The sequence below is a fragment of the Micromonospora sp. NBC_00389 genome (genome assembly GCF_036059255.1).
Taxonomy (GTDB): domain Bacteria; phylum Actinomycetota; class Actinomycetes; order Mycobacteriales; family Micromonosporaceae; genus Micromonospora.
Genome location: NZ_CP107947.1, coordinates 2794214 through 2819583, shown reverse-complemented (window position 1 = coordinate 2819583; position 25370 = coordinate 2794214). Strand labels below are relative to the sequence as shown.

General features: G+C 70.5%; 25 protein-coding genes, 1 tRNA gene and 1 pseudogene. 17 read left to right on the top strand and 10 right to left on the bottom strand.

Translation table 11 applies throughout. The annotated features are described in order from the left end of the window. The first annotated feature begins 58 nt into the window (after window positions 1-58). From OG470_RS13410 to OG470_RS13400, 3 genes are read left to right on the top strand one after another with little or no spacing between them, the layout of a single operon-like run. Window positions 59-583 carry a MauE/DoxX family redox-associated membrane protein gene (locus OG470_RS13410; protein ID WP_328424187.1) on the top strand — a complete coding sequence of 175 codons (525 nt, stop codon included), beginning with the start codon at window positions 59-61 and terminating at the stop codon, window positions 581-583. After that, on the top strand, window positions 576-1289 hold the full coding sequence (locus tag OG470_RS13405; RefSeq protein WP_328424185.1) for a DsbA family protein: 714 nt from the start codon (window positions 576-578) through the stop codon (window positions 1287-1289). Before OG470_RS13410 ends, OG470_RS13405 begins: the two co-directional genes overlap by 8 nt. After that, window positions 1289-2365: a hypothetical protein gene (locus OG470_RS13400; RefSeq protein WP_328424183.1), complete on the top strand. Its 1077-nt coding sequence runs from the start codon at window positions 1289-1291 to the stop codon at window positions 2363-2365. The genes OG470_RS13405 and OG470_RS13400 overlap by 1 nt, the downstream gene beginning before the upstream one ends. 18 nt (window positions 2366-2383) lie before the next feature. Here the strand turns inward: OG470_RS13400 and OG470_RS13395 are convergent, their stop codons facing one another. From OG470_RS13395 to OG470_RS13380, 4 genes are read right to left on the bottom strand one after another with little or no spacing between them, the layout of a single operon-like run. Continuing rightward, the gene (locus tag OG470_RS13395; protein ID WP_328424181.1) at window positions 2384-3142 is read right to left on the bottom strand and encodes an energy-coupling factor ABC transporter ATP-binding protein; all 759 of its coding nucleotides are present in this window, start codon (window positions 3140-3142) and stop codon (window positions 2384-2386) included. After that, window positions 3139-3909 carry a cobalt ECF transporter T component CbiQ gene (cbiQ, locus tag OG470_RS13390; RefSeq protein ID WP_328424179.1) on the bottom strand — a complete coding sequence of 257 codons (771 nt, stop codon included), beginning with the start codon at window positions 3907-3909 and terminating at the stop codon, window positions 3139-3141. Before cbiQ ends, OG470_RS13395 begins: the two co-directional genes overlap by 4 nt. A gap of 15 nt (window positions 3910-3924) precedes the next feature. Then, complete coding sequence (locus OG470_RS13385) at window positions 3925-4353, bottom strand: PDGLE domain-containing protein (RefSeq protein ID WP_328424177.1); 429 nt, start codon at window positions 4351-4353, stop codon at window positions 3925-3927. Next, a complete protein-coding gene (locus tag OG470_RS13380) occupies window positions 4350-5066 on the bottom strand; it encodes an energy-coupling factor ABC transporter permease (RefSeq protein ID WP_328424175.1) in 717 nt (238 codons plus the stop codon). Before OG470_RS13380 ends, OG470_RS13385 begins: the two co-directional genes overlap by 4 nt. Before the next feature lie 194 nt (window positions 5067-5260). Here OG470_RS13380 and bcp point away from each other — a divergent pair, with 194 nt between their 5' ends. The 3 genes from bcp (at window position 5261) to OG470_RS13365 (ending at window position 6579) form a co-directional block, all read left to right on the top strand. Next, the gene (gene bcp / locus OG470_RS13375; protein WP_328424173.1) at window positions 5261-5737 is read left to right on the top strand and encodes a thioredoxin-dependent thiol peroxidase; all 477 of its coding nucleotides are present in this window, start codon (window positions 5261-5263) and stop codon (window positions 5735-5737) included. A 139-nt stretch (window positions 5738-5876) separates the two neighbouring features. Continuing rightward, a tRNA-Leu gene (locus OG470_RS13370) sits at window positions 5877-5959 on the top strand. A 92-nt stretch (window positions 5960-6051) separates the two neighbouring features. Beyond that, window positions 6052-6579: a GNAT family N-acetyltransferase gene (locus tag OG470_RS13365; RefSeq protein ID WP_328424171.1), complete on the top strand. Its 528-nt coding sequence runs from the start codon at window positions 6052-6054 to the stop codon at window positions 6577-6579. Window positions 6580-6583: 4 nt separating this feature from the next. Here the strand turns inward: OG470_RS13365 and OG470_RS13360 are convergent, their stop codons facing one another. From OG470_RS13360 to OG470_RS13350, 3 genes are all read right to left on the bottom strand, one after another. Continuing rightward, window positions 6584-7579 (bottom strand): expansin EXLX1 family cellulose-binding protein, encoded by a 996-nt coding sequence (locus tag OG470_RS13360; protein ID WP_328424169.1) that lies wholly within the window; start codon window positions 7577-7579, stop codon window positions 6584-6586. Between the two features lie 107 nt (window positions 7580-7686). After that, window positions 7687-8505 (bottom strand): MOSC domain-containing protein, encoded by an 819-nt coding sequence (locus tag OG470_RS13355; RefSeq protein WP_328424167.1) that lies wholly within the window; start codon window positions 8503-8505, stop codon window positions 7687-7689. A 4-nt stretch (window positions 8506-8509) separates the two neighbouring features. Further along, the gene (locus OG470_RS13350) at window positions 8510-9343 is read right to left on the bottom strand and encodes a class I SAM-dependent methyltransferase (protein WP_328424165.1); all 834 of its coding nucleotides are present in this window, start codon (window positions 9341-9343) and stop codon (window positions 8510-8512) included. A gap of 119 nt (window positions 9344-9462) precedes the next feature. Here OG470_RS13350 and OG470_RS13345 point away from each other — a divergent pair, with 119 nt between their 5' ends. Next, complete coding sequence (locus OG470_RS13345) at window positions 9463-10530, top strand: LCP family protein (RefSeq protein ID WP_328424163.1); 1068 nt, start codon at window positions 9463-9465, stop codon at window positions 10528-10530. Between the two features lie 109 nt (window positions 10531-10639). Then, the gene (locus tag OG470_RS13340) at window positions 10640-12163 is read left to right on the top strand and encodes a sugar transferase (RefSeq protein WP_328424161.1); all 1524 of its coding nucleotides are present in this window, start codon (window positions 10640-10642) and stop codon (window positions 12161-12163) included. 103 nt (window positions 12164-12266) lie between these two features. Here OG470_RS13340 and rfbB read toward each other — a convergent pair whose 3' ends face one another. Continuing rightward, on the bottom strand, window positions 12267-13268 hold the full coding sequence (gene rfbB, locus OG470_RS13335; protein ID WP_328424160.1) for a dTDP-glucose 4,6-dehydratase: 1002 nt from the start codon (window positions 13266-13268) through the stop codon (window positions 12267-12269). 260 nt (window positions 13269-13528) lie between these two features. Here rfbB and OG470_RS13330 point away from each other — a divergent pair, with 260 nt between their 5' ends. From OG470_RS13330 to OG470_RS13300, 8 genes and pseudogenes are all read left to right on the top strand, one after another. Beyond that, window positions 13529-14719 carry a hypothetical protein gene (locus tag OG470_RS13330; RefSeq protein WP_328424158.1) on the top strand — a complete coding sequence of 397 codons (1191 nt, stop codon included), beginning with the start codon at window positions 13529-13531 and terminating at the stop codon, window positions 14717-14719. A 1-nt stretch (window position 14720) separates the two neighbouring features. Continuing rightward, window positions 14721-15572 (top strand): glycosyltransferase family 2 protein, encoded by an 852-nt coding sequence (locus tag OG470_RS13325; RefSeq protein WP_328424156.1) that lies wholly within the window; start codon window positions 14721-14723, stop codon window positions 15570-15572. Further along, window positions 15569-16648, top strand: coding sequence for a glycosyltransferase family 4 protein (locus tag OG470_RS13320; protein WP_328424154.1), 1080 nt, complete (start codon window positions 15569-15571; stop codon window positions 16646-16648). The genes OG470_RS13325 and OG470_RS13320 overlap by 4 nt, the downstream gene beginning before the upstream one ends. A gap of 64 nt (window positions 16649-16712) precedes the next feature. Beyond that, entirely contained in the window at window positions 16713-17627 is a 915-nt protein-coding gene (locus OG470_RS13315; protein WP_328424152.1) for a glycosyltransferase family 2 protein, read from the top strand. Further along, window positions 17627-18493 carry a glycosyltransferase family 2 protein gene (locus tag OG470_RS13310; RefSeq protein ID WP_328424150.1) on the top strand — a complete coding sequence of 289 codons (867 nt, stop codon included), beginning with the start codon at window positions 17627-17629 and terminating at the stop codon, window positions 18491-18493. Before OG470_RS13315 ends, OG470_RS13310 begins: the two co-directional genes overlap by 1 nt. A 53-nt stretch (window positions 18494-18546) precedes the next feature. After that, window positions 18547-19146 (top strand): annotated as a pseudogene (locus OG470_RS37215) (acyltransferase family protein); the annotation flags it as partial. Between the two features lie 107 nt (window positions 19147-19253). Further along, entirely contained in the window at window positions 19254-19793 is a 540-nt protein-coding gene (locus OG470_RS13305) for a hypothetical protein (protein WP_328424148.1), read from the top strand. Window positions 19794-19907: 114 nt separating this feature from the next. Beyond that, on the top strand, window positions 19908-21494 hold the full coding sequence (locus OG470_RS13300; protein WP_328424146.1) for a hypothetical protein: 1587 nt from the start codon (window positions 19908-19910) through the stop codon (window positions 21492-21494). 30 nt (window positions 21495-21524) lie between these two features. Here the strand turns inward: OG470_RS13300 and OG470_RS13295 are convergent, their stop codons facing one another. Together OG470_RS13295 and OG470_RS13290 are read right to left on the bottom strand one after the other, a co-directional pair. Continuing rightward, the gene (locus tag OG470_RS13295; RefSeq protein WP_328424144.1) at window positions 21525-23111 is read right to left on the bottom strand and encodes an O-antigen ligase family protein; all 1587 of its coding nucleotides are present in this window, start codon (window positions 23109-23111) and stop codon (window positions 21525-21527) included. After that, entirely contained in the window at window positions 23093-24364 is a 1272-nt protein-coding gene (locus OG470_RS13290; protein WP_328424142.1) for a hypothetical protein, read from the bottom strand. The genes OG470_RS13295 and OG470_RS13290 overlap by 19 nt, the downstream gene beginning before the upstream one ends. A 146-nt stretch (window positions 24365-24510) precedes the next feature. Here OG470_RS13290 and OG470_RS13285 point away from each other — a divergent pair, with 146 nt between their 5' ends. Next, window positions 24511-25362 carry a MurR/RpiR family transcriptional regulator gene (locus OG470_RS13285; protein ID WP_328424140.1) on the top strand — a complete coding sequence of 284 codons (852 nt, stop codon included), beginning with the start codon at window positions 24511-24513 and terminating at the stop codon, window positions 25360-25362. Window positions 25363-25370 lie beyond the last annotated feature (8 nt).

Below are 25370 nucleotides of genomic sequence, written 5' to 3'. Positions count from 1 at the left end.
GGGAGGGAGCGGCGTTCCTCCTCCGCCTGAAGGCGGAGGTATCCACGCTGCGATCCTGATGACCGTGACAGCACCTCCCACCCGGGCCGCCCGCTGGTCCACCATCCGGCCCTGGCTCGGCACCGCCGCCCGACTCGGCCTCGCCGCCGTCTGGCTGGTCGCCGGCGCGTCGAAGGTCGGCGACCTGGCCGCCTCCGGCCGGGCCGTCAACGCCTACCAGGTGATGCCGTACGACGTGGCGACCGTGGTCGGTGCCGCGCTGCCCTTCGTCGAGCTGGCGCTGGGCGTGCTCCTGCTGCTCGGGCTGGCCACCCGGCTCAGCGCGGTGGTCTCCGCCGTACTGCTGGTGGTCTTCATCGCCGGGATCGCCTCGGCCTGGGCGCGTGGCCTGGCCATCGACTGCGGCTGCTTCGGCAGCGGCGGGCAGCTCGCCGAGGGGCAGGCACCGAGTTACCTCCCGGAGATCCTGCGCGACCTGGGATTCTTGGTGCTGGCCGGTTTTCTCCTGATCTGGCCGCGTACGCCCGTCTCGGTGGACGGGTGGCTGTCCGGTGAACCCGCCTTGGAGGACGAGGATGAGTAGTCGCAAGGGGCAGCGTGACGCGGCCCGGGTGGTCCGCCAGCAACTGGCCCGCGAACGACGCCGCCGGCGCACGCTCTGGGTCTCCGCCGCCGCCGTCGCCGTGCTGGTCATCGCCGGCCTGATCGGCTGGAGCGTCTGGTCCAGCCAACGCTCGGACGACTTCACCACCCCGCCCGGCGCCAACGCGGACGGCACCGGCATCGTCACCGGCGGCGGGCCGGTCACCGTCGACATCTTCGAGGACTTCCTCTGCCCGGCCTGCAAGCAGTTCGAGCAGACCAGCGGGGCGACCCTGGAGCAGTTGGTGGCCGAGAACAAGGCGACGGTGGTCTACCACCCGGTGGCGTACCTCAACCGCTTCTCCACCACCGACTACTCCACCCGCTCCTCGGCCGCCTCCGGCTGCGCCGCGGCCGGGGGCAAGTTCCGCGAGTACGCCAAGGCGCTCTTCGACAAGCAGCCACCGGAGGGCAGCGCCGGGCTCAGCGACGACGAGTTGATCGACATCGGCACCGGCGTGGGGCTGGACCGCGGCTCGTTCGCCGGCTGCGTCAAGGACAACACGTACCGGACGTGGACCGAGCACGTCACCGACGAGGCCAGCCGGGGCGATGTCACCGGCACGCCGACCATCCTGGTCAACGGTAAGCCGCTCGCCGACCGCAGCCCGCAGGGCCTCACCGCAGCCGTGGCGGCGGCCGGCTAGTGATCCGTACCCTGCTGGCCCGTGCCGGCCTGGTCGCCACCGCCGCCTGCGCGGCCACCCTGCTCACCGCGGCACCGGCCGCCGCGCACGGCGCGGACGCCCCGGACGGCACCGACTACCGAACCCGGACCACCGGCGTCGCGCCCGCCCGACCCGGGCTGGAGGTACGGGTGATCGAGGCGGGCGCCCGACTGGAGCTGACCAACCGCACCGGCCGCCCGATCGAGGTGATCGGCTACTCCGGCGAGCCGTACCTGCGGATCGGCCCGGACGGGGTGTTCGAGAACAGCCGGTCCCCCGCCACGTACCTGAACCGCACGATCGCCGGGGACACCACGCTGCCCGCCGAGGCGGACCCGGCGGCAGCGCCGTCCTGGCAGCGGATCGCCGACGGGACGACGGCCCGCTGGCACGACCAGCGCGCGCTGTGGCAGGAGCCGGCACCGCCGGACGCCGTACGCGCCGCGCCGGATCGTGAGCACCGGGTCCGGGACTGGACGATCCCGCTGCGCGACGGAGGCGACCCGGCGCAGATCCGCGGCACGCTGGACTGGGTGCCGCCACCGGACGCGTACACCTGGTGGGCGGTGACCATCGTCGGGGTGCTCGCGGTAGGTGCGCTCGGCCTGCTCGCCGCCGCCGCGCCGGCCGGCGCACGGGCGTTGTCCGCGCTGGGCGCGCTGCTCATCGCCGGCGGCGCGGTCGCCGTGCTGTACCCGGTGGGCCGGGAACTGGACGCCGGCGCCCAGGGCGTGGGCGGGGTACTGGTCGGGCTGCTGTCCGGGCAGGTCTGGTCGCTGCTCACCGGCCTCGGCGCGATCGCCGCCGGTTGCTACGCGCTGGCCCGCCGCCCCGCCGCCGACTTCGCGGTGGCGCTGGCCGGGGCCTGTCTGGCGCTCTTCGCCGGGGTGGCCAACGCCGCGGTGTTCGCCCGTTCCATCGCCCCGGTCCCCTGGCCGGCCGAGTACGCCCGGATCATGGTCACGCTGGTGCTGATCACCGGCGCCGGCGCAACCACCGCCGGCATCCTCCGGCTACGCGCTGCCTCCCGAACCCCCGCTCCCGCCCAGACCTGACCCGCACCCGCCCGCTGGTCAGGGGCGCGGCGCGAAACCGTAGGGAAGTTCCAGGCGGTGGCGGGCGAGCAGCGTGGGGTTGGACAGCAGGTCGAGGGTGGGGGCGTCGGCGACGATGCGGCCGGCGTCGAGGATCACTGCGCGTTCGCACAGCTCGGCCGCGTAGGGCAGATCGTGCGTCACCATCAGCAGGGTCACCGGCAGCTCGCGCAGGATCTCGGCCAGCTCGCGGCGGGCCGCCGGGTCCAGGTTCGATGACGGCTCGTCCAGCACCAGGATCTCCGGGTGCATGGCGAGCACGGTGGCCACCGCCACCCGGCGGCGCTGCCCGAAGGAGAGGTGCTGCGGCGCCCGGTCCCGGTGCTCGCTCATCCCCACCGCGGCGAGCGCCTCGTCCACCCGGGCGGCGAGCTCCGCACCGCGCAGGCCCAGGTTGGCCGGCCCGAACGCGACGTCCTCCGCCACCGTGGGCAGGAAGAGTTGGTCGTCCGGGTCCTGAAAGACGATGCCCACCCGGCGGCGCACCTCGGCGAGGGTGGCCCGGTCCGTCGTGACGGTCAGCCCGCCGACGCTCACGCTGCCCTCGGTCGGGGTGAGGATGCCGTTGAGGTGCAGCACCAGCGTGGTCTTACCGGCACCGTTGGGCCCGAGCAGCGCCACCCGGTCGCCGCGCGGCACCGTCAGGTCCACCCCGTGCAGGGCCACATGCCCGTCCGGGTAGGCGTACCGAACGCCACGAACGTCCAGCGAGACAGCGGTCTGCACGGCACCGATCATGTCAGCACGACGGCGGTGGCGGCGATGGAGGCCGCCAACACCGGCACGGTCGCCGCGACCAGCCACTGACCGGCGGTCGCCGCGCCGTCGCCCTGCCACACCGCGGGCATCCGCCCGGTGTAGCCCCGGGACAGCATCGCCAGGTAGACCCGCTCACCGCGTTCGAAGGCCCGCAGGAACAGCGCCCCGATCCCGGCGGCGAAGCCGCGCAACTGCCACAGGAAGCGCGGGTCGTCACCCCGCGAGATCCGCGCCACCCGCATCCGCCGCGCCTCGCCGACCAGCACGTCGAGGTAGCGCAGCATGAACGTGGCGATCTGGGTGAGCACCTGCGGGCAGTGCAGCCGGTCCAGCCCCACGATCAGGTCCCGGGTGGTGGTGGTCGCGGCGAGCAGCAGCGAGGCGAGGACGCCCAGGGTGCCCTTGGCCAGGATGTTCCACGCGCCGTGCAACCCGTCCTCGGACAGTCGCAGGCCCAGCACGTCGACCCGTTCACCGGCGCCGAGGAACGGCAGCGCCACGGCGAACAGCACGAACGGCACCTCGATCAGTGCCCGGCTGAGCAGCCACCGGGGCCCCACCCTGGCCAGCGCCGCCACCGCCGCCACCAGCAGGGCGTACGCGCCGAAGGCCCAGAACGCCGCGCGCGGGGTGGCTACCACGGCGATGGTGAAGACCACCATCGCCACGATCTTGACCTCGGGCGGGAGCCGGTGCACGGGAGAGTCCGACTCCCGGTACAGCACGTGCCCGTGACCGGCACCCATCTGCGTACTCCTCGCTCAGCCGGCCGCGCCGGCGCGGGACGTCGCCGCGTCACCCTCGGCCGGCGCCGCGCCCTCGACGGACGTCGCCGTGTCACCCGGGGTCGACGTGGTGCCACGGCGGCGCAGCAGCCAGAAGCCACCGGCACCGATCGCGAAGGTCAGCAGCACCCCGAGCACCCCGGAGAGGCCGGTGGAGAGGAAGTCGTTGCCCACTCCCCGCACGCCGTAGTCGGCGAGCGGGCTGTCCCCCAACTCGTGGTCCCGAGTCTGCTGGGCCGGGCAGCTTCCGCCGACGATGTTGTCATCGGCGTCGACGGTGCAGCCCTTCAGCAGCGACGAGTCCAACCCGTCCGGGTGGGACGAGGCGTAGTTGCTCACGACCCCGGCCAGCAGCAGGGCGACCAGCAGCCCGCCGACCAGGAAACCCCAGGAACGGTTCTTCACCGGACACCTCCGACGACCGGGACGGCGGGCGCGGACGTCGACCGCAGCCCGCGCAACGCGTAGACGAGATCGGGGCGAACCTTCGCGACGGTGAGCACGGTCGTCGCGGTGATCAGGCCTTCACCGATGCCGATCAGCAGGTGAACCCCGGCCATGGTTCCGGCCAGGCCGGCCAGGTTGCCGCCCAGGTCGGTGGTGCCGCCCAGCCAGTACTGCAGGACGAAGCCCTGCGACGCGACCACCACGCTGAGCATCGCGGAGACGAACGCGGTCACGGCCAGGCCGGCCCGGGTACGGGGCAGCACCCGCAGCAGCACCGCGATCAGCAGGTACGCCGCGGCGGTGCCGAGCAGCGCCATGTTGGTGATGTTGAGGCCGAGCATCGCGACGCCGCCGTCACCGAAGATCAGCGCCTGCACGACCAGCACCACGGCCACGCAGAGCGCGCCGACCCACGGGCCGACGAGCATCGCGGCGAGCGCGCCACCGAGCAGGTGGCCGCTTACCCCGGCCGTGAAGATCGGAAAGTTGAGCATCTGGACGGCGAAGATGAACGCGGCCACCAGGCCGGCCATCGGGGCCAGCCGGTCGTCCAGGTCGCGCCGGCCGCGCAGGACGCAGCCGGTGAGCGCGGCGAGGGCCAGCGCCGCGAAGACCGCTGCGACGGGACCATCGATGATCCCGTTCGAGATGTGCATCGCCAGGGTTTCCACGCGACCTCCCACGCGTCAGCGGGCCCGTACGGGCCGGCGAGGTCAGCCTATTTCCCATACCTCGTTGTTGCCAGACTCTGGCAACAACGCATGTTCTTGATCACCTTCGGAGGTACGGCGCAGGGGTCAGGATCGCCGCCGCGCTGGCGCGTGGGCAGCGGCGGCACCGGCCGGCCCGGCGGTAGGGTCGGGCCATGACCGCGCCCGACCGCCTCACTCCCGGTGACCCCGCCCCCGAGTTCACCCTCCCCACCGACACCGGTGACCAGCTCACCCTGTCCGACCTGCGAGGCCGCAAGGTGGTCCTCTACGCCTACCCGGCGGCGATGACCCCGGGCTGCACCAAGCAGGCCTGCGACTTCCGCGACTCGCTCGCCTCCCTCCAGGCCGCCGGCTACGAGGTGGTGGGCATATCCCCCGACAAGCCGGAGAAGCTGGCGAAGTTCCGCGACCGGGACGCGATCACCTTCCCGCTGGTCTCGGACGTGGACAAGGCGGTGCTCAACGCGTACGGCGCGTACGGCGAGAAGCAGCTGTACGGCAAGACCGTGACCGGCGTGATCCGCTCGACCTTCGTCATCGACGCCGACGGCAAGATCGAGCACGCGTTCTACAACGTCAAGGCCACCGGGCACGTCGCCAAACTCCGCCGCGACCTCGGCCTGGACTGACTGTCGTATCGGGCCGTCACCATGTGTGAATGGTCCGATACAAGTACACGCCCGAGGCGCTGGCCACGGCGGCCGCCGCCGCGCGCAACATCACCGAGGTGACACCGCCGTAGCCAGACGCTCTAGAATCAGCAGGTTGGCGGGAGTGGCGTAACGGCAGCCGCGGTAGGTTTAGGTCCTATTGTCCTATTGGACGTGGGGGTTCGAGTCCCCCCTCCCGCACGATTGAGCCACACGTGAGTGCTCGGGGCCCGCACTGTTGGTCGGAGCACACCTCGGGCCGATCGGGTGCTCGCGCGGTCAGGATGGGTGCCGTGAGCCTGCACTTCGTCCTCGATCCCGACCTGACCCCGCAGCTGCGCGCCGAGATCGTCGCCCTCTGGGTGGACGTCACCAACGCCGGCGGCGCGGTCGGCTTCGTACCCCCGGTCACCGCCACCGACGTCCATGCCACCGCCGACCCGACCTTCGCCGGGATCACCGACGGGCCGGACCGGCTGCTGGTCGGGTACGCCGGTGACCGCCTGGTGGCCGTGCTGATCTTCAGTGACAACCGGTTCCCGCTCAAGGCGCACTGGTGCGTACTGAAGCGGGTGATGGTCCACCCGGACACCCAGGGCACCGGGTACGGCTCGGCACTGATGCGCGAGGCCACCCGGCTGGGCCGGAAGTTGGGCCACGAGGCACTGCACGTGACGGTGCGGGACGGGCTGGGATTGGACGGGTTCTACCGCCGCCTGGGATACCGCGAGATCGGCAGGCTACCGGGCGCGCTGCGGCTGGCGCCCGGAGACGATCGGGATGAGATCCTGATGTGGCTCGACCTGACCCCGACCGACTGACCGGTCAGCCGCACCAGCGGGCCGTGGCCCCGGCCGGGCGGGTCGACGGCGTTTCGGCGGCCGGCGCGCTCGCCCTCGCGACCTCGACCGGACGGCGGGCCGGTGTCGGCGTACCCCCTGCTCGGGTGGCGGACGGCCGCGCCGAGGCGGGCGGGCGCGGGGTGGCCGCCGCGGCGCCGGTCGCGTACATCCGGACCGCGCTGGTCTGCACCTGGCCGGGTGCCATCCGGATGCCGGCGACGGTGGCGCGGTGCCCGTAGACGTCGCTCACCCGGACGCTGAACGGCCCGGCGCCCGCGCCGGAGGCGATCAGCCAGTAGTTGTAGTCCTGCCGCACGGCCGTCCGCCACGGACCGCTGTCACCCTGCCGGACCTCGACGGCGCGCAGCGGATTGCCGTGGTTGCCCACCCGGACGGCGAACCACCACTGCGACGCGCCCTCCTTGATGCGGAAGGTGAGCGGGCCGGGCAGCGGCGGGTTGACCACCGCGCGGTAGGTGACCGGGACGAGGCCCTTGACCGGGTCCGCGATCCGGGCGAACGCCTCCCGGGACAGGTCGAGATGTCCGGGCGCGCACTCCGGGCACTGATCCATGATCAGGACGCGGACGGTGCCCTTCGGGCCGGTCACGTCGAGGAACCCGCCGCAGGCGGCGCCGGCGGCATACTCCGTGGGACCGAGCGCGACGTAGAGCCGGTTGGCCGGCGCGGCGGGGTTCGAGCAGTTGCCGCCGGCACCGTTCAAGTCGTAGAAGGTCGCCTTGCCGTTGTGCGTGGCGGTGCCGGTGAGCGGCGCGGCGGCGAGCGTGCGGCCGGCGGCGCAGGCCGGGGCGGAGCCGGATCGCAGCGTCAGGGTGAGCCCGAGCGCCGCCGCGAGGATGGTGACGCCGGTGGCGACCAGCCAGGGCACCGGGCCGGACGAGGGCGCGGGCCGGCCGTCCGGAGCCCGATCCAGGTCAAGCTCGATGTCGACGCCGCCGGGAGCGCTTCCGTCCGTCACGACGGCGATGCTGCCGGACCCGTGAGGGGCCGGACAAGCCGGCTAAGCCAAAGCTAAGACAGCATCGACGGACGGTGACCGGTGCGCTCCCGGAGCAGCGCAGCCGGTCAGGGCTCGATGACGAGCGGGGCGCCGACGGCCAACGGTCCACTGTCGACCGGTACCAGATTCAGGCCGAAGAGGAGCTTCTGCTGGACGTTGCGATACCGCCCGAGTGTGCGCAGCGGTTCTTTCGTGCGTACCCCGGTCTCCTGGTCGGTGGTGGTCACCACGCAGCGGTCGCACGGCCCGGCGGCGCGGAACCGCAGGTCGCCGATACGCATCGACCGGCCGACCCAGTCGTCCTCGGCCCAGGCCGATGCCCCCTCGACCACCAGGTTGGGCCGGAACCGGGCCATCGGCACCGGCTCCTCCCCGGCCTCGGCCAGCCAGCCGTTGAGCGCGTCGAGGGAGGCGGCGTTCGCCAGCAGCAGCGGGTAGGCGTCGGCGAAGCTGACCTGGTCACCGGTGTCGTGCTCGCGGTCAGCGGCGGCCAGGTGACGGGTCGGCCGGGCCAGCCAGACCAGCCGGACCGGCCAGCCGAGCAGCGCGCCGAGCCAGGCGTCGGCCGCCGGGCCGGCCGGCAGCGCGGGAACCGGGAGCTTCCGGGTGCGGAAGGTGCGCACCGCGACCGGATCACCGCCGGCTGGCTCGGACACGTCGAGGTCGGGCTGCCCGTCGGCGCGCAGCGAGAGACCTCCCGGGCGCACGGTGGCACGCAGGCCGACCAGCCGGGTGGTCTCGCGCTGGGTGACGCCGACACCGTTGGCGTCCACCACCATCCAGCGCCGGTCACCGGCCAGCCCCCACGGCTGCACGAACGCGCCGTCGTGGTCGAGCCGGTGACAACCCTTGACGGGGTACGTGTGAATCGATGTCAGCCGCACCCGGCTACCATGCCACGCCGATGCCGTCGCCCGGGTACCAGTGGTTGGCGGGGCTCTCCCGGTAGGCGAGGAACCGCCGCCCGGTGCGCTCGGCGTGCTCGGCGAGCACGTTGGTGCTGGTGACGTTGTCGGTGAGCAGGATCGCGCCGGGGGCGAGCTTCGGCTCCACCGCGTCGAACTCGCGCTTCTCGTGGGCCCGGCTGTGGTCGCTGTCGTGCAGGAACAGGTCGACCGGGCGGTCCAGCGCCCCGATCGAGGCGATCGAGTCGCCGATCACCAGGTCGACCACCTCGGACCAGGGCGCGCTGGCGGCCAGGTAGCCAGCCTCCGGGTTGATGTCCAGCGAGGTGACCCGGCCCGGATGACCCTCCTGCGCGTTACGCAGCAGGGCGGCAGCCAGGACGCAACTGCCCAACCCCTTGTCGACGCCGGTCTCCACCACGTGTGCGGGGCGGGTGGCCCGCACGATCGCGTACCAGCCGATCCGCCGGGCGTAGTGGACCTGCTTGTCCGCGAGGCCACGGCGGGAGGCAGCGGCGGTGGCCTGCTCGATGTGCTGGCGCAGCGCGTGGTCTGACTCGATCTCGTCGAGCCACCCGCGGACCTCCTTGACGGGCCGGTCGCAGACCACGCTGACGAACCAGGACAGGTGGTGGCGGCTGAGCTTGGTCAGCTCGTACGTGTAGTTGTGGTGCTCCCGAGAGGTGACCAGCCACCGGGCCGAGATGCGGAGCACCTTGGCGTCGTGGCGGGCGACCCGGGCAAGCCGCTTGGGGAAGGCAGCGACGGGTGCGAGGGGAGTACGGGCGATGGCTCGGCGCAACTGAGTGGCGTCCACGGCAGCTTCATACCAGGTTCACGTGACCGATGGTCGAAGAAATTTTCGGTCCGGAAATGGACCCGTATGGCACGGACGGGGGGTACGGCGCCGGAGCAGCAATTAGTAGCATCGCGACCATGCAGTATCGCCAGGAGTACGCGGAGCCCGAGACTCAGTTCATTGAGGCGCAGTCGCCACCGGAGCCGACCGAGGAGGCGCCTCCGCGGCGTCGCCGGTGGCGCAAGGTCGTACTGATCACCTTCGTGGTCCTGGCGTTGCTCGGCGGTGCCGGAATGGTCGCCGGAGGGCTCTACTTCCGCTCTATCAACTCCGGGATCGAGCGAGTCGACGCTTTCGGGGAGGTGCCGGAGGCCGAGCGCCCGCAGGTGGTCGAGACCGCCAAGGGCGCCATGAACATCATGATTCTCGGCAGTGACTCGCGTGACCCGGAGAACGACTCCGGCTCCCGCACCGACACGATCATCCTGGCCCACCTCCCGAAGGACCGGTCGAGCGCGCAGCTCATCTCGATCCCCCGGGACACCTGGGTGAACGTGCCAAAGTCCCCGCAGGGGCGGGGTGGCCGGGACGCGAAGATCAACGCATCGTTCGCGTGGGGTGGCGTTCCGTTGATGGTGCAGACCGTCGAGAAGTTCACCGGCGTCCGCGTCGACCACGTGACGATGGTCGACTTCGGAGGCTTCAAGGAGATCGTCGACGCGCTCGGTGGCATCAACGTGGACGTGGAGAAGGGCTTCACCACGCTGTACGCGCTCAACGGCAGCCGGACGTTCAACGCCGGCCCGCAGAAGATGGACGGGGCAGCGGCGCTCGACTACGCACGCGAACGCCACGCCTTCGCCGATGGCGACTTCGCCCGGATCCGCCACCAGCAGCAGGTGATCAAGGCGATCCTGGACAAGGCGGCGTCGGGCGGGACGCTCGCCAACCCGGCCAAGCTGAACTCCTTCGTCAAGGCGACGGCGGACGCGGTGGCGGTGGACAAGTCCCTGAACCTGCTGGACCTCGCGGCCGAGCTTCGCGAACTGCGCAGCGGCAACCTGACGTTCCTCACCTGCCCCACGAAGGGCACGGGTCAGATCGGCAACGAGAGCGTCGTCCTCGCCGACAAGGAAAAGGCCACGCGGGTGTTCAACGCGGTACGCAACGACAACGTGCCGGAGATTCTGTCCGCCGCAAAGTAGGACAAGGAACTGGCTTGCTGGCCATGGTGGCGCGCCCCTGCCGATCGTAAAGTTCGGTCGCCCTTCTGGTCGTGATGTCTGACCGGGGCGTTCACGGGGAGGTCCACACATGTCAGGCCAATCGGCGACCAGCCATTCGCCCACGCCGCACGTCGGCGAAGGGCAGTCCAGCCTTCCGGGCGACGGGGCCCGTCACTACGGTGCCCCACCCGTCGTTCAAGCCCGGGAGCCGGAGGCCCATGCAGAGGCGCCCGGCCTCAGCACGACCGCCGTCCTGCCGTACGCCAGGTCCAGCACCTCGTCGCGGACCCGGTGGCTGCGGGCGTGGATGATGATCGCGCCCGTCGACGCCGTCGCGCTGATCGCTCCGCTGCTGCTGACGCACAACTACTGGCGCGGGACCCTGGCCAACGCCGTCCTGACGGTGGCCTTCTTCGCGGTCGGCGGTCTCTACCGGCCCCGCCGTCACGTGAGCATTCTGGACGAACTGCCGAGCCTCGGTGGGCGACTGCTCGCCTCGGCCGCAGTGGTGGCCATCATCGCGGCGGAGCGCCACTCCTCGGTGGCGTACGTGGGCGGGTTCATGCGGGGTGTCGCGCTGTCGGCGGCGCTCGTGATCCTCGGGCGCGCGGCCAGCAGGGCGTTCACCGTCCTGTCCCGCAAGCGGCGGTGGGCGGAGCACAACGCGATCATCGTCGGCGGTGGGCCGATCGGTGTCGAACTCGCCCGGCTGCTGCGCCGCTACCCGCAGTACGGTCTGCGGTTCGTCGGCTGCGTCGACGCTCCGTCCCGCGAGGGCACCGGGGTGCTTCCATTGAGCGGCACGCTGTCCGACCTCGACCACCTTGTGCGGTTGCTGGAGTGCGAGGTCCTGGTCATCGCCGACCCGGACTGCGACGAGTCCACGCTCATGGAGACCCTGCTGCGTCCCCGCAGCTCCCACTGTGACCTCTGGGCGGTGTCGCGCCTGTGGGGTTCCCGTTCGCACAGTGGTTACCCGGACCACATCGGCGCGTTCCCGATCGTCAAGATCGGCGACATCTCGCTGACCGGTCCGCGGTGGGCCATCAAGCGGGCGTCCGACATGCTGTTCGCCGCTGTCGCACTGATCCTGCTGAGCCCCGTGCTGCTGCTCTGCACCATCGCCACGTTCATCGACGGGGGCCGGGGCATCTTCTTCTATCAGGAGCGGATCGGCCGGTACGGCAAGCCGTTCAAGGTCATCAAGTTCCGGTCGATGCGTCCGGTGAACGAGCAGGAGTCGCAGACCAACTGGTCCATCGCGCACGACCGGCGGGTCGGGCCGATCGGCCGGTTCATGCGTCGGACCTCGCTGGACGAGCTGCCCCAGCTGTGGAACATCCTGCGCGGCGACATGAGCGTGGTCGGGCCGCGGCCGGAGCGGCCCTACTTCGTGGAGAAGTTCTCCGCCGAGTACCCGAACTACGCGGCGCGCCACCGCGTACCCGTCGGGCTCACCGGTCTCGCCCAGGTCAGCGGCCTGCGCGGCGACACGCCGATCTCCGACCGGGCGCGGTTCGACAACTACTACATCGAGAACTGGTCGCTGTGGTTGGACGTCAAGGTCGTGCTCCGTACGGTCGCGGAAGTCTTCCGCGCCGGGGGCCGCTGACCGGACGCCGGACGCCGCGACAGACGGCGTGGTGCCTGACAGTCCGATGGAACTCAGCTCACCGGCGCCGGCATTCCGCCGGCGCCGGTGAGGAGTAGTCGGGTCATGCGGTGGGGGTGGTCTTGAGGGGTTCCCACCAGGCGCGGTTTTCCTGGTACCAGCGGACGGTGTCGGCGAGGCCGTGGTCGAGGTCGATGCTGGGGCTGTAGCCGAGTTCGTCGTGGATTTTGGTGATGTCGAGGGAGTAGCGGCGGTCGTGGCCCTTGCGGTCGGCGACGGGGATGACGCGGTCCCAGTCGGCGTCGCAGGCTTGCAGGAGTCGGCCGGTGAGTTCCTTGTTGGTCAGTTCGGTGCCGCCGCCGATGTTGTAGACCTCTCCGGCGCGGCCTTTCTGCTGGACCAGGGCGATGCCTCGGCAGTGGTCGTGCACGTGCAGCCAGTCGCGGATGTTGGCGCCGTCGCCGTAGAGGGGGACGGTGCCGCCGTCGAGCAGGTTGGTGACGAACAGCGGGATGACCTTTTCGGGGAACTGGTAGGGCCCGTAGTTGTTGGAGCAGCGGGTGACGACCACGTCCATGCCGTGGGTGCGGTGGTAGGCCAGGGCGAGCAGGTCGGAGCTGGCCTTGGACGCCGAGTACGGCGAGTTGGGGGCCAGGGGCCAGGTCTCGGTCCAGGATCCTTCGTCGATCGAGCCGTAGACCTCGTCGGTGGAGACGTGCACGAACCGGCCGGTGCGGTGGCGCAGCGCGGCGTCGAGCAGTGTCTGGGTGCCCAGCACGTTGGTGGTGACGAACGGCGCGGCGCCGGCGATGGACCGGTCGACGTGTGATTCGGCGGCGAAGTGCACGATCACGTCGTGGTCGGCGACGACCTGGTCGACCAGGACCGGGTCGCAGATGTCGCCCTGCACGAACCGCAACCGTGGATCGTTTTGTACCGGTGCCAGGTTGGCCCGGTTACCCGAGTAGGTCAGTTTGTCGAGCACGGTCACTGCCGCCGGCTCGAGCGGCGGCACGCCGTCGGCACTGCCGAGGGGCTCGCCCAGCAGCAGGCGAACGTACTCCGACCCGATGAATCCGGCTCCGCCGGTGACGAGGATCCTCACGGGTCCGGAAGTGTACGCGGGGCAGGTCGGGGAGCAAGCCACCCGACCGTTCGGTTGCCGCGGAGGAGATTCGGGGGCCTCCGGGTCGAACCGCCCGGGCGATTGCAGGTAGAGCGGTCGTCCGGTAGAAATCACCAGCGGCGTACGACTCGTCGTACTGCACGTGTCGCAAGTATGGGGGGCGAAACGGCGTGTCGCTGGTCAATGCTGCTCGGCCGTCCTCGGGCTCCGGCGTGACACCACCCCCCGGTCGTCGCGCCATGGATCTGCTCCGGCGGCTCATCGCACCCGAGCGTCTCTTCATGGGCGCGCTGGGCCTGACCGGCCTGGCGGCGGTCCTGTCGGTGGCGCTGCCCCCGGCTGAGCGTGGCGAACTCTCCGCGAACATGGTGAGCGCCACGCTGGGCGCCGCCGTCGGTGGTCTGTCGCTGGACACGTTCCTGCTGTCCCGCCCGGCCGGTTGGGTCTTCTCCCGGGGCCGTCCGTGGGTCCTCGCCCTGTTGGGGGCCTCGGTCATCCTCTCCGCTGTCGCCGCCGCGTTGCTCATCGCGGTGGCCGGCCTCGGTAGCTACGTGATCGCGGTGGGGTCCGCGGCGGGTCTGACCATCTTCAACACGGTCTCGTCGATCGCGCTGCGGCAGAAGAGCTTCATGCTCGTCTACTCGATGCGTGCGGTGAGCGGGGCGGTCCTGGTCGGTGGTTACCTCGCTCTCTACGCCGCCGGGCACCTCGACGGCGGCCTGTGGAGCATGGTGTGGCTCGTTGTTCAGTGGCTCAGCGCGCTGGCCGTGTGCGGTCTGGTGCTGGGGATGGTCCGGCGGATCGGACCTGCGCCGACGCCAGCGGCCACGAGATCGGAATACCGCTCCGACGTGGTCGCGGTCGGGAACCTGCATCTCGGGATCTTCGCCCAGATGATGACGCTCCGGTTCAACCAGATCCTGGTGGCCCGGTTCGTCGGTGCCGGACCGCTCGGTGTCTACGCCCTGGCGGTCGCCGCGCTGGAGTTCGCGCAGGCCGGTGCCGTCGTGCGCGCGCAGCGGATCCTGGCCAGCCGGGACGGTGCCGACGGGCCCGACCCGACGCGAGCCGTGGTCAAGGCGGCCCTGCCGATTGCTCTGGCGGCTGTCGTCGGACTTGCCGTGCTGGGCTACCTGCAGCCGGAGTACCGGCACGCCTGGATCCTCGGCCTCGTCCTTCTGCCCGGTTCACTGGCCACGGCGGCCGGCAAGAGCTGGAGCGCCCTGCTGTTGAAGAGGCGGGGCGAGCGGGCGACGACCGTGGTCGCCATGATCACCCTGGCGTTCGCGATCCCCGCGTACTTCGCGATCATCCCCTGGGCGGGCGTGATCGGGGCGGCGGCTGCCTCCACGCTCGCCTACGCCGTACACGCCTTCGCGTCGAGAGCGAGTCTGCGCCGGGCGCAGTCGCCGAATCATGGGACGGTTTGACATGGATGTCTCCATTGTTGTCCTCGCGTGGGAGGACTTCGAGCGCACCCGCGCCTGCGTCCTGTCGCTGCCGAGCGCGGCGGAGATCGTTGTCGTGGACAACGGCAGCTCCCCGCACATCCAGGAGGCGTTGAGCGAGTTCTGCGCCCAGCAGGGTGTCCGGTACGTCCAGTCCGGCTCGAACCTGGGGTACGCACGGGGAATGAACCTCGGCGTGCGTCACACGAGCCGGGCGAACGTCATCCTCTCCAACAACGACATCATCGTGCACGCCGATGCCGTGACCCGACTGCTGGCCGCCCTCGAGGACCCCAAGGTGGGTGCGGCCTTCCCCGGCGTGGTGACGCCAGCGGGTGTGTCGCAGACGGAGGGCGGGCGGTTCCTGAGCATGGGCGTCGGTTTCGCCCACGCCACCGGGCTGAGCCTCGTGCTGCCGAACCTGCGGATCGTCGCGCCGCCGGAAAAGGCGGACTGGCTGACCGGGCCCTTCGTGGCCATGCGCCGGAGCACCTTCGACGCCATCGGCGGCGTCGACGAGACGTCCTTCTTCTACTCCGAGGACATGCGGCTGTGCTGGGCCGTGCGTCAACAGGGCATGCGGCTGGCGTACGTGCCGGAGGCCGTGATCATGCACGAGGACGATGCGACCGCCAAGCGGCGCTGGTCCGAGGAGGAGATCTCCCAGCGCCGTACCCGAGAGTTCATCCGGGCGAGCCGGGACATGGGCGGCCGGCGCGGCCGCATCGCCACGACGGCGTACGTGGGCGGGGTGCTGCTGCGGGCGGCGGTGGGCGGAAACCCCGTCCGCCGGGCGATCGCGCGCGGTGCCGTCGAGGGACTGCGTGCCTCGTGAAGGTGTTGTTTGTCTGCACCACAGGCGGCTCCGGACGGCGGCAACTCGGCGGCGCGGAACGGATCCTGACCGAAATCATCCCGGCTCATGCCCGGACGGGTGTCGAGGTCATCGCCGCCACCTCGGACGACGAGGTGGGCCATGCGTTGCGCGAGGCCGGGGTGCCCTGGATCGGGCTCAGCGCCACCAGCCGGATCGACCTGGCCTATGCCCGGGAGATCCGCCGCCTCGTCACCGAGGTGCAGCCGGATGTGGTCTGCGCCCACCTGCTGTCGGCGGCGATGCACTCCCGGGCGGCGCTGAGCATGGAGCGCAAGCGGACCCCGCTCGTGGTCACGCTGCACAACAGCCTCTGGCAGTACCGGGACACCGCCGCGTCACTTCAGCAGAAGGCCGCCATCCAGTCCAACATCACCCTGGACCTGGCGATGCGCCGCGCCCGGCCACACGCGACGGTGGCGGTGTCCGAGTTCGAGGCCGCCGAGCTGCGCGACCGGGGCCGCGTCAAGAACATCCATGTGATCCCGAACCCGCTGCCGGCCACCTGGCCCAGCCCGAAGCCCGCGCACCCGCGGGAGCCGGGTCGGCGGCCGCTGGTCGGCTACCTCGGCCGGTTGGAGAAGGAGAAGGGGGTTGACCTCCTACCCGAGATCGCCGGCCTCCTCCCGGACGTGGACTTCAAGGTCGCTGGCGCCGGCTCACTGCCGATCGCCGCCCGACCGAACCTCGAACTCGTCGGCCGGGTCACGGCCGCGGATTTCCTGCAGCAGATCGACTGCCTGGTGGTGCCCTCCCGGGTCGAGTCGTTCGGGCTCAGCGCGCTGGAGGCGCTGTCCCTGGGCGTACCCGTTGTGCACACCGGGGCCGGCGGCCTGGCCGAGGTCACCCGGCATGCCACGGGCACGCTGGCGTTCCAGGCGGACCTCGCGCCCGCCGCGCTCGCCGGTTCCATTCGGGAGGCGGTCGGCCGCCGCGCGCCAGACGAGGGGCAGCGGGTGGCCGAGTGGTACGCCGAGGAGTACGCCTTCGACCGGTGCGTGACCCGCTGGCAGGACCTGTACCGCTCGCTGCTGTGACCAGCACGCGTTGTCCTGCCCGGCTTTCCTTGAATGACCAACCAATGATGAGGGGGGTGCCCGAGTGGCAGAGACGCTGACCATCGTCACGGTCCTCTACCGGTCCAGCGACATGCTCGCCGAAACGCTGCCGACCTGGGTACGCGCTGCCGACGGGCTCCCGGTGCGGTTCATCTTCGCCGACAACTGGCCGGAGGACGGGTGCGCGAAGGTCATCGCCAGTTGTCTGGACGACGACCGGTACCAGTACCTCCCGGACTCGTCGAATCCGGGTTTCGCGGCGGGCTGCAACCGGGCCGTCGCGGCGGCGGAGACAAGCCATGTCCTGCTGCTGAACCCGGACGTCTGGCTGCCGGAGGGCGCGTTGGCCCGTCTCTGCGCCACCATCGAGGCTGACCCTGGCAACCCGATCGCGGTCGGCCTGGCCATGCACGGCGGCGAGTACGTCGGCATCGACCTGCACCCGGTCTCGCTCTTCATCGACCGGGCCGCGACGGTGCCGCGGGGGCCACTCGGTCCGTCCGGCGGCGCGGCCGTCTTCCCGACCGCGCTCTTCCGCCGCTTCGGCGGATTCTACGAGCACCTGTTCGCCTGGGGCGAGGACGCCGACCTCGCCTTCCGGCTCTATGCGGAGGGCCTGCGCACCCGCCGGCTGGACATCATGCTCCCGCACGCCGGGGGCCACAGCGTCGAGGGCGACAACAAGCTCCAGGGATTCCGGGCGTTCCTGCTGGCCCGCAACCGGCTCCTGGTCGCGGCCCGGACCTTCACCTGGCCGCTGATGCTCGTCGCGATCCCGATCCTCGCGTTGGCGCACCTGGCGCTGGCCGCCCGACGCGCGAGTCAGGGCCTGCTGCGACCGTTCCTGCGCGGCGTGGGACGTGGACTGATCGAGGGGCCGGCCGCCCGCCGGCAGTGGAAGGGCAAGCGGTTCGGCTTTGCAACCCTGTTCAGCTATCTGAGAGTTCGGAGCGCGTGATGGCAGGACACCAGTGGAGTGTCGTAACGGTCACCTACAACTCGGCGGACACCCTCCGCCAGTGCTGGCGCGACGCCGACAAGCCCTACGAGTGGATCGTCGTCGACAACTGCTCCGCCGACGACTCGGTCGCGGTGGCGGAGGAGCTGGGTGCCCGGGTCATCCGGCTACCGGAGAACGTCGGCTTCTCCAGGGCCAACAACGTCGGCGTACGCGAGGCGGCTGGTCAGTACATTCTGTTCGCCAACCCCGACCTCGAAATCGGCCCGGACGGTTTCGACGTGCTCCGGCGGCACCTCGACGCCCACGGTGGTCTGGTCGCTCCCCAGTTGCTCTCCACGGAGGGGGTCCCCCAGCCCAACGGGCGAGGTTTCCCCTACGCCACCGCCAAGCTGGGCAACCGGAAGATCTGGCCCCTCTCCCGGCTGCACGCGACCTACCGGGTGGTGGCCAATGCCGGTGAGGCGGTCTACGTCGCCTGGGTCATGGGCGCGGCGGTCGCCGCCCGCACCGCCGACTTCATCGCGATGGGTGAGTGGAACGAGCGGTTCTTCCTCTACTACGAGGACCACGAGCTCGGGCTGCGGGCATGGCGACACGGCCTCCCGGTCGCCCTGCTCGGCGACGTCCGCTGGACCCACCACTGGGCACGTGCGACAAACTCCTTCCAGTGGTCGCGGGCGCACACCTTGGAGTTGCAGAGCGCCAAGACCTTCTTCGGCATGTTTCCCGAGTTCCTGGTCGGTCTGCCCCTAGCCGCTCGACGACACCGGCGGGCGGCACGCCTGATCGGTTCACCGGTGGCTACGGACCACGGCGCGGGTGAACCCGTACCCATGTCAGCCCCGCGGGCGACGTCCAGCTAGTGCCCTCCTCGCTCCTGCGGCGTTCGGTGCGACGAACAACGACGTGGCAGCCGATGGCCGAGGCGTATCGCGGACGCGCGAACAGTTTCGGGGCCCTCCGGCTCGCATTCGCGCTCATCGTGGTGCTGTCCCACACGGCGGCGCTCGACTTCGGGCGTCCGCTCATGCAGCGGCTCGACGTGGGCGACGTGGCAGTGGCCGGATTCTTCACGATCTCTGGGTTCCTGATCGTCCGTTCCGCCCGGCGCAGCTCGGTGCCCCGCTTCCTGTGGCGTCGGGCCCTGCGGATCTGGCCCGGCCTGTGGGTCTGTCTCCTGCTCACGGGCCTGGTCGTCGCACCCCTGCTCTATCTCGATCGGCACGGCACAGTCGACGGATTGTGGCGGAGTCCCGGAGGCGCGCTCGACGACCTGCGGCAGAACTGGTGGGGTGGTCTCCGCCAACTCGGGATCAGTGACCTGCTGCAGGGTGACACGCCGTACTGGCGGTGGCAGGGCGGAAACACGATCAACGGATCGCTGTGGACGCTCGCCTACGAGTTCTACTGCTACCTGTTGGTAGCCGTCCTGGCCGCTCTCACCATCCTGCGCCGGCAGCTCCGCTGGCTTCCGCTGCTCGGCGCGGTGGGCGTCTTCGGGGTCATCTGCTGGAACTACTTCCTGCATCGCAGCGACGGGCAGGGAATCTGGATGACGGGACGATCGGGCCGCTGCCGCTGCTCGGCGTGCTCCAACAGAACGACCTTCTCTGGTTCGGCTTCATGTTCCTCCTCGGCGGGGTCGCTGAGCTGTGCAGCGACCGTTTGCCGATCAACGACGCACTCGGTGTGCTCGCGCTGGTCGTCTTCGGCTGGTTCGCCGTCAGTGGGAACTTCTTCGGCCCGGGGCTGGTCGCCTATGCGTACGTCATCCTCTGGCTCGCCGTGCGGCTGCCGAAGCCGTTGCACCGGGTTGGACACCACAACGACTACTCGTACGGGGTGTACATTTACTCGTTCGTCGTGCAGCAGGTCATGGCCAAGTTCGGGGTGCAGGCAATCGGTCTTCTCGGCTTCTTCACGGCCAGCGCCCTGGTCAGTACGGGGCTCGCGATGCTCTCATGGCACTGGGTCGAGAAGCCGGCGCTGCGGCTCAAGAACTGGACGCCATCCAAGCTACGCGAGCGACCCGACGAACCGGCACCGCCGAGAGGTGGTGGCCCGACTGAGGACGTATCGGAGGGGAGCACCGCCGCACCACCCAGTCGCTTCCCCACACCGGAACTTCACCGGGAAGCGGCCGTTGCATCAGCACCTGCTTAAGACCGGCAGCGCGTCTCGCTCCTTCCGACGACGCCGTCAGGTTGGAGTATGACGCCCGACCGTTCCGCACTCGGGATGGGAATCCGTGTGGTTACACAGCTCGCATGCGCGGACGTGAGTCATTCCGACACGTCGGCGGCACCCGCGACCGGGCGCCGTCCCATCCCCGCCGACTGGATCGCCGTCGCCGTTCTGCTGGCCTTCATCCCGGTCGTCCACGACCTCAAGACCATGCTCACGGCGTCGTACTGGCTCGACGAGGCATGGGTGGCACTCTCGGTACGGCTACCGCTCAGCGATCTGCTGGTGGCCACCTCGTCGACCCCGATCGGGTGGAGCCTCCTGCTGCGGCTGGTGCCGGACACCGACTACCTACGGGTGGTGCCGCTCGCGTTCCACGGGCTCTCGGTTGGCGCCGCGTACGCGCTCGGTCGTTTGCTGCACTGGCCGACGCGGCGACTCGGCATGGTGGCGGGCATGGTCTGCGGGGCGGCTGTCCTACTCCTCCCGGCCCAGCAGATCCGTCATGACCTCAAGCAGTACACCGCCGACGCCGCCGTCACGGTGTGCCTGCTCGCCCTGGGCGCCTGGACGGAGCAGACCTGGTCGCGGAGGCGGCTCGGAGTGATCACGGGCGCGGTCGCCGCGGGCATGCTGTTCAGCCACGTGACCGCCATCGCCGCTCCGTGCGTGTTCGGCGGGTTGTTACTGGTCACCGCGATCCGCCGCCAGTGGGCGCGGCTCGCGGAGGTGGCCGTGGCCGGGCTCACCGCCGCAGCGATCATCGCGATCGTCTACTTCGGTATCTCGGCGAGGGGCAGAAATGAAGCGATGCAGCAGTTCTGGGCCGGGAGTTTTCCCAGCCTGACCGATCTGCCCGACTACCTCGGCCGGCAGATCGACGCCCTGACCCCGGTGCTCGGCGCGCCGGCCCTGGTCGTTGGCGGCCTGCTCGTCGCTGGCGTACTGACGCTCGTCGGGCAGGCTCGTCCCGCCTCCGCGACCGCGGTGATCCTGCTACCGGTGGCGGTGACATCGCTGGGGGTCGCGAGGTCCTATCCGCTGCTGGAGCTGCGTACCTCCCACTTCCTGCTCGTCACGACGGCGGCGGTGGCCGGCATCGGGGTCACCGGCCTGGCGAGCGGTGTGGCCGCGCTCGTCCGCCGCGGGCTCCCACGTGCGTGGCCCACCGCCATGACCGCGACGATCTGCGCGGTTCTGCTCGGGACGTTCGCCATGAACAACGGCCGCTGGTACCGGTTCGACGGCAACGAGTCGGGGCTCTACTACACCGCGATCGCGGTGACCGACATCCGCGCGGCCACCGAGTACGTGGCCACGCACCGATCGAGGAACGACGTCGTCGTCATGAACAACGCGGCGTGGTACGGCTTCGCGTTCTACTCGCAACACGACGACGTCAAGCTGGTCGCACCGTACGGCAACACCGTCGGCTGGTGGGTCGACATGCCCACCCGGTCCGACGTCGTCGTGATCCGGAACCGTGACACGGCAGGTATCCGTGCCGGCCTCGACCGCGCGCTGACGTTGGCAGGACGGCGGGGTGGCGCTCGGATCTGGCTGATCCGCTCCCACGTCGTCGGCGAGGACGTGGAAGCCTGGCGATCGGCGCTCACCGGCTACCGGGTGGAACAGGTCACCGATGGGTTGGAGCCGGTCGCGTTGATCAGCGAGGGATGACAAACCCCGGCGCGACTGGCCGCACCGCGGCTACCTCGTCAGCTCGCTCTCCTGCTCCGGCCGCCGCCTTCCGGGAACGAACACCGACGTCGGCCGGGTTGACTCCGACGTGTTGTCCGCAGCGGACAATGCGACCGCCAGGACGAACACGGCCACCGCCCCGAGCCACAGCCATGCGTCGAAGAAGAAGACCTGGGCCGCGATCCCGACGAGCAGGATGCGAGCCGTCAGCGAGCGGAAGCGCCAGTAGAGAACCAGCAGGATCGCCAGCAGGCAGGCCAGGCCGAGCAGCCCGTAGTTGTACCAGAAGGTCAGGTAGGTGTTGTCGAAGACCTGCGCCTCACCGTCGCCGATACCGACCTTCTCCAGGTAGCGAACGTTGGACTCGGGTCCGTTCCCGAACAGGACCGTCGACCAGTCCTGCGTGATGCCGTCCCAAACGACGCTGATCCGGGTGAAGCGCGCACTCGCGCTGGCCGATTCCAAGGGGTCAGAGATGCGCGACCCCGCCACGTCGACGGAATCTCCGTGGCTTGGTGTGGCGGCGGGGGTCGCAGGGGTGGGGGATTGCGCTGCGGGAGGTTCGGATGCTGGGGCAGGAACGGAGGCCGTCGGCGTACCGGCGAACCAGACCGGCCCTGGCGGAGTGGAGGATGAGGAGGAGGAGAAGCCCGGCGCCTTGACAGCCACGATCGCGAAGGCGACCGCGGTGATGAGGATCGCGCTACCCATGCCGCGCAAGGAGACCTTGCGCCATCGGAAGAGCAGCCACAGGGTGAGGGCGAGAACTGTGCCGACCCAGGCGCTCCGGGTGCCCGACAGCACCAACCCAACAAGGTTGGCGGTGAAGGGGACGTACCAGAATCTGCCCCGGATGGTCAGCGCAACGAGAGCCATCGCCATGGCGAAGCTGCCGTAGATGATGGGGTGCCCCGAAATGCCGACCGCCCGTGTCGCGTCGAACGCGGAGGTGTAGGTCCAGTGGTACGCGAATTGATCGAAGATCGGCCAGCTCAGCGAGAGCGTCTGATACTTGGCGAATACCGCGACCGGAACGCTGAGCCAGGTGAGCGTCTGGGCGATTCGGATGATCAGCTGTCGATCATGACGCGCTTCCTCGACAACATGCCAACACAGCACGCCGACGCACGCGAGAGGCGCGAGACCGACAGCGATCGGCTTGACCCCGTGCCAGTGCACCATTCCGGAGAGCAGCCCGGACAGGGGTAGGAGAAGCGCCGCCAGGATCACGTTCCGCCGCCACCCGTCGCGTTCGGCGCGAAGAAGGCGCCCCCAGACGGCGAGGAGGAAGAGAAGCAGCAGCAGTGAGTACGACGGGTTGGTCGGGTAGCCGAAGTTGATGGTCACCGGGATGGTGAAGGCAACGACGAACACGGCCCAGGTGGTCCGGGCCGGTTCCAGCAGCACCCAACCGAGCACGGCACCGACGCCGACCGCAACCGAGAGGTCCCACCTGCCGGCCATCAGGAATGCGGCAGCCAGGACGACAAGGCCGAAGCTGAGGATGCGGTACGCGAGCCCCATGCTCTTGATCTTGTCGGTCAACTCCCGCATTCCGGCATAGAAGGTATCCACCATCAGCTGCCGCGGCGCCACAGATCCCGCAGAGCGTCCCAGTTCCCGGCGATGCCTTCTTCACAGAGCGTCTCGACGTAGAAGGCACCGTTCGTGTCGTCCGGGTCCCACCAGAGACCGCAGATGGTCCGGCCATCCCCGCCGTCGAAGGCGTACTCGACGTAGCTGCCAGCGGTGTTGCTCACCCCACCGGTCGTACGGGTCGCCTCGCGCAGCCCCGGTGCCAGCGCACCGCCGGAAAGGTTGAGCCCCAGACGGAACTTGCGCGCCGAGTCCTTCTGAGTCTTCCCGGGGTAGAGCACGAAGTGCAGCCACGCGCCGCTGTGGTCGCAGAAGACGTGCTGCTTCTCGTCGGCCGGCAGCTTCGGGGCACCGGGCCCGTTGTAGGACACGCAGCCGCCGATCCGGCTCAGCCAGGGCTTTGCCAGCGGAGCCAGCTCGCCCTCGAAGATGGCGCTGTTGATGGAGAACTGCGTCGCCTCGTACGGCGCGAGGGAGGCGCTGGCCGACGGCGAGGGCGGGCCGTCATCGTCGCCGCCAGCACTGCCGACGAAGAACCCCGCGGTGCCGGTGACCAGGGCGAGCACCAGCGCGCCAACGACGTAGAGCCAGCTGTGCCGCTTCGGCTCGGGCCGCACCGGGGCGATCCGCCGGCCCGTGCCCGCGAAGGGGTCGTACGCGGCCGGGGACGGCAGCGCCGGGTCATTGGCGGGAGGGGTCGCCGGGGTCTGCGACGCCGCCGGCGAGGTCGGCATACCCGAAACCGGCTGCGGGGGCGCGGACACCGGCTGCCCGGAGACCGGGTTGGTGTGCACCGCCCATGGCAGCTGCGGCATGTGGGCCACCAACTCGGGCACCCCGGAGACCGACTGCGGCGGTCCGCTGACCTGCTGCGGCACGCCGGACACCGGTGGCGCCGACGAGGGCGGAGCCGACGATGGGGGCGCCGAGACCGGCACGTCGGGCACCGGCTGGTAGTCCATGCCGAGGCTCTGGAAGAGCCGCTGCGGGGCGTGCCCCTGCTCGGCCCGGTAGGCCACCCAGGGGTGGGCGGCCGACAGGTCGGCTGCGGCGTACTGGTGACCGCCGGCGGCCTGCGCCAGCGCGTTGGCCGCGGTGCCGAAGGCTTCGCGCCAGCGCTGGTCGGACGCGGCGACCCCGTCCAACACGGCCACGGTGGCGAACTGCCCCTGCCCGTCCACTGCCGCCCAGGCCTTACCAACCTGGCACGCGCCCAACAAATGGGTGTACCTGTACGGGCTCTCCGGCTGCATGCCACTCCTCCGCTCAACCGCCGTGCGGATCCTACAGAGCCTGTGCCAACTCAGCGTCCCGCCGGTCGGCCGAACGACAGGTCGGTAGAACGAGTGGTTCATGCGAACCCTTGCCGTCTGAAAGTTTTGATGCATAGAGTCCTGGCGTGAATGAAGGAGCTGTCGGGGCGCCGGTCGAGCAGGTGCTCGATCTGTTCGACGGGGTGCGACTCACCCCGACCCAGCGCCGGATCGCGCACTGCCTCGTCCAGCACGCCCCGGCCGTGGCGTACCTCTCCGCGGCCGAGGTCGCCGAGTTGGCCGGGGTCAGCCAGCCGTCGGTCACCCGCTTCGCCGTCGCACTCGGCCACGACGGCTACCCGGCCCTGCGCCGCCGGCTGCGCGACCTGACCACCGCCGCGCCCGGCGGACCGGCGGACGCCGGCAACGAACTCCAGCAGGCGGTACGCGCCGAGATGGGCAACCTGGACCGGCTCGCCGGTCAGCTCGCCGACCGGCACCGGCTCGCCGAGACCGGCCGGCTGCTCGCCGCCAGCCGCCCGCTGCCGGTGCTCGGCCTGCGGGCCGCCGCGCCCCTGGCCGCCTACTTCGCCTACTTCGCGGCCAAGGTGCACCCGGACGTGCGGGTGCTCGACGACGGCGGCAGCCTGCTCACCGACCGCCTAGAGCAGGCAGCCGAGGCCGGGGCCGGCGCGCTGCTCGCCTTCGTGCTGCCCCGCTACCCCCGGGAGACCCTGGACGCGCTGCGCGAGGCACGCGCCGCCGGGTTGACCGTGGTGGCGATCACCGACTCCCCGGTCAGCCCGGCCACCGAGCACGCCGACGTGGTGCTGCCCGCCGCGGTCGGCGCCCAACTCGTCTTCGACCTGCACACCGCCCCGATGACCCTGGCCATGGTGCTGTTGCAGGCGATCTGCGACGCCGCGCCGGCCGACACCCAGCGCCGACTGGAGGCGTTCGAAGCCTCCGCCACCCGCCGTCAGCTATTCCTCGGATGACCGGAGAA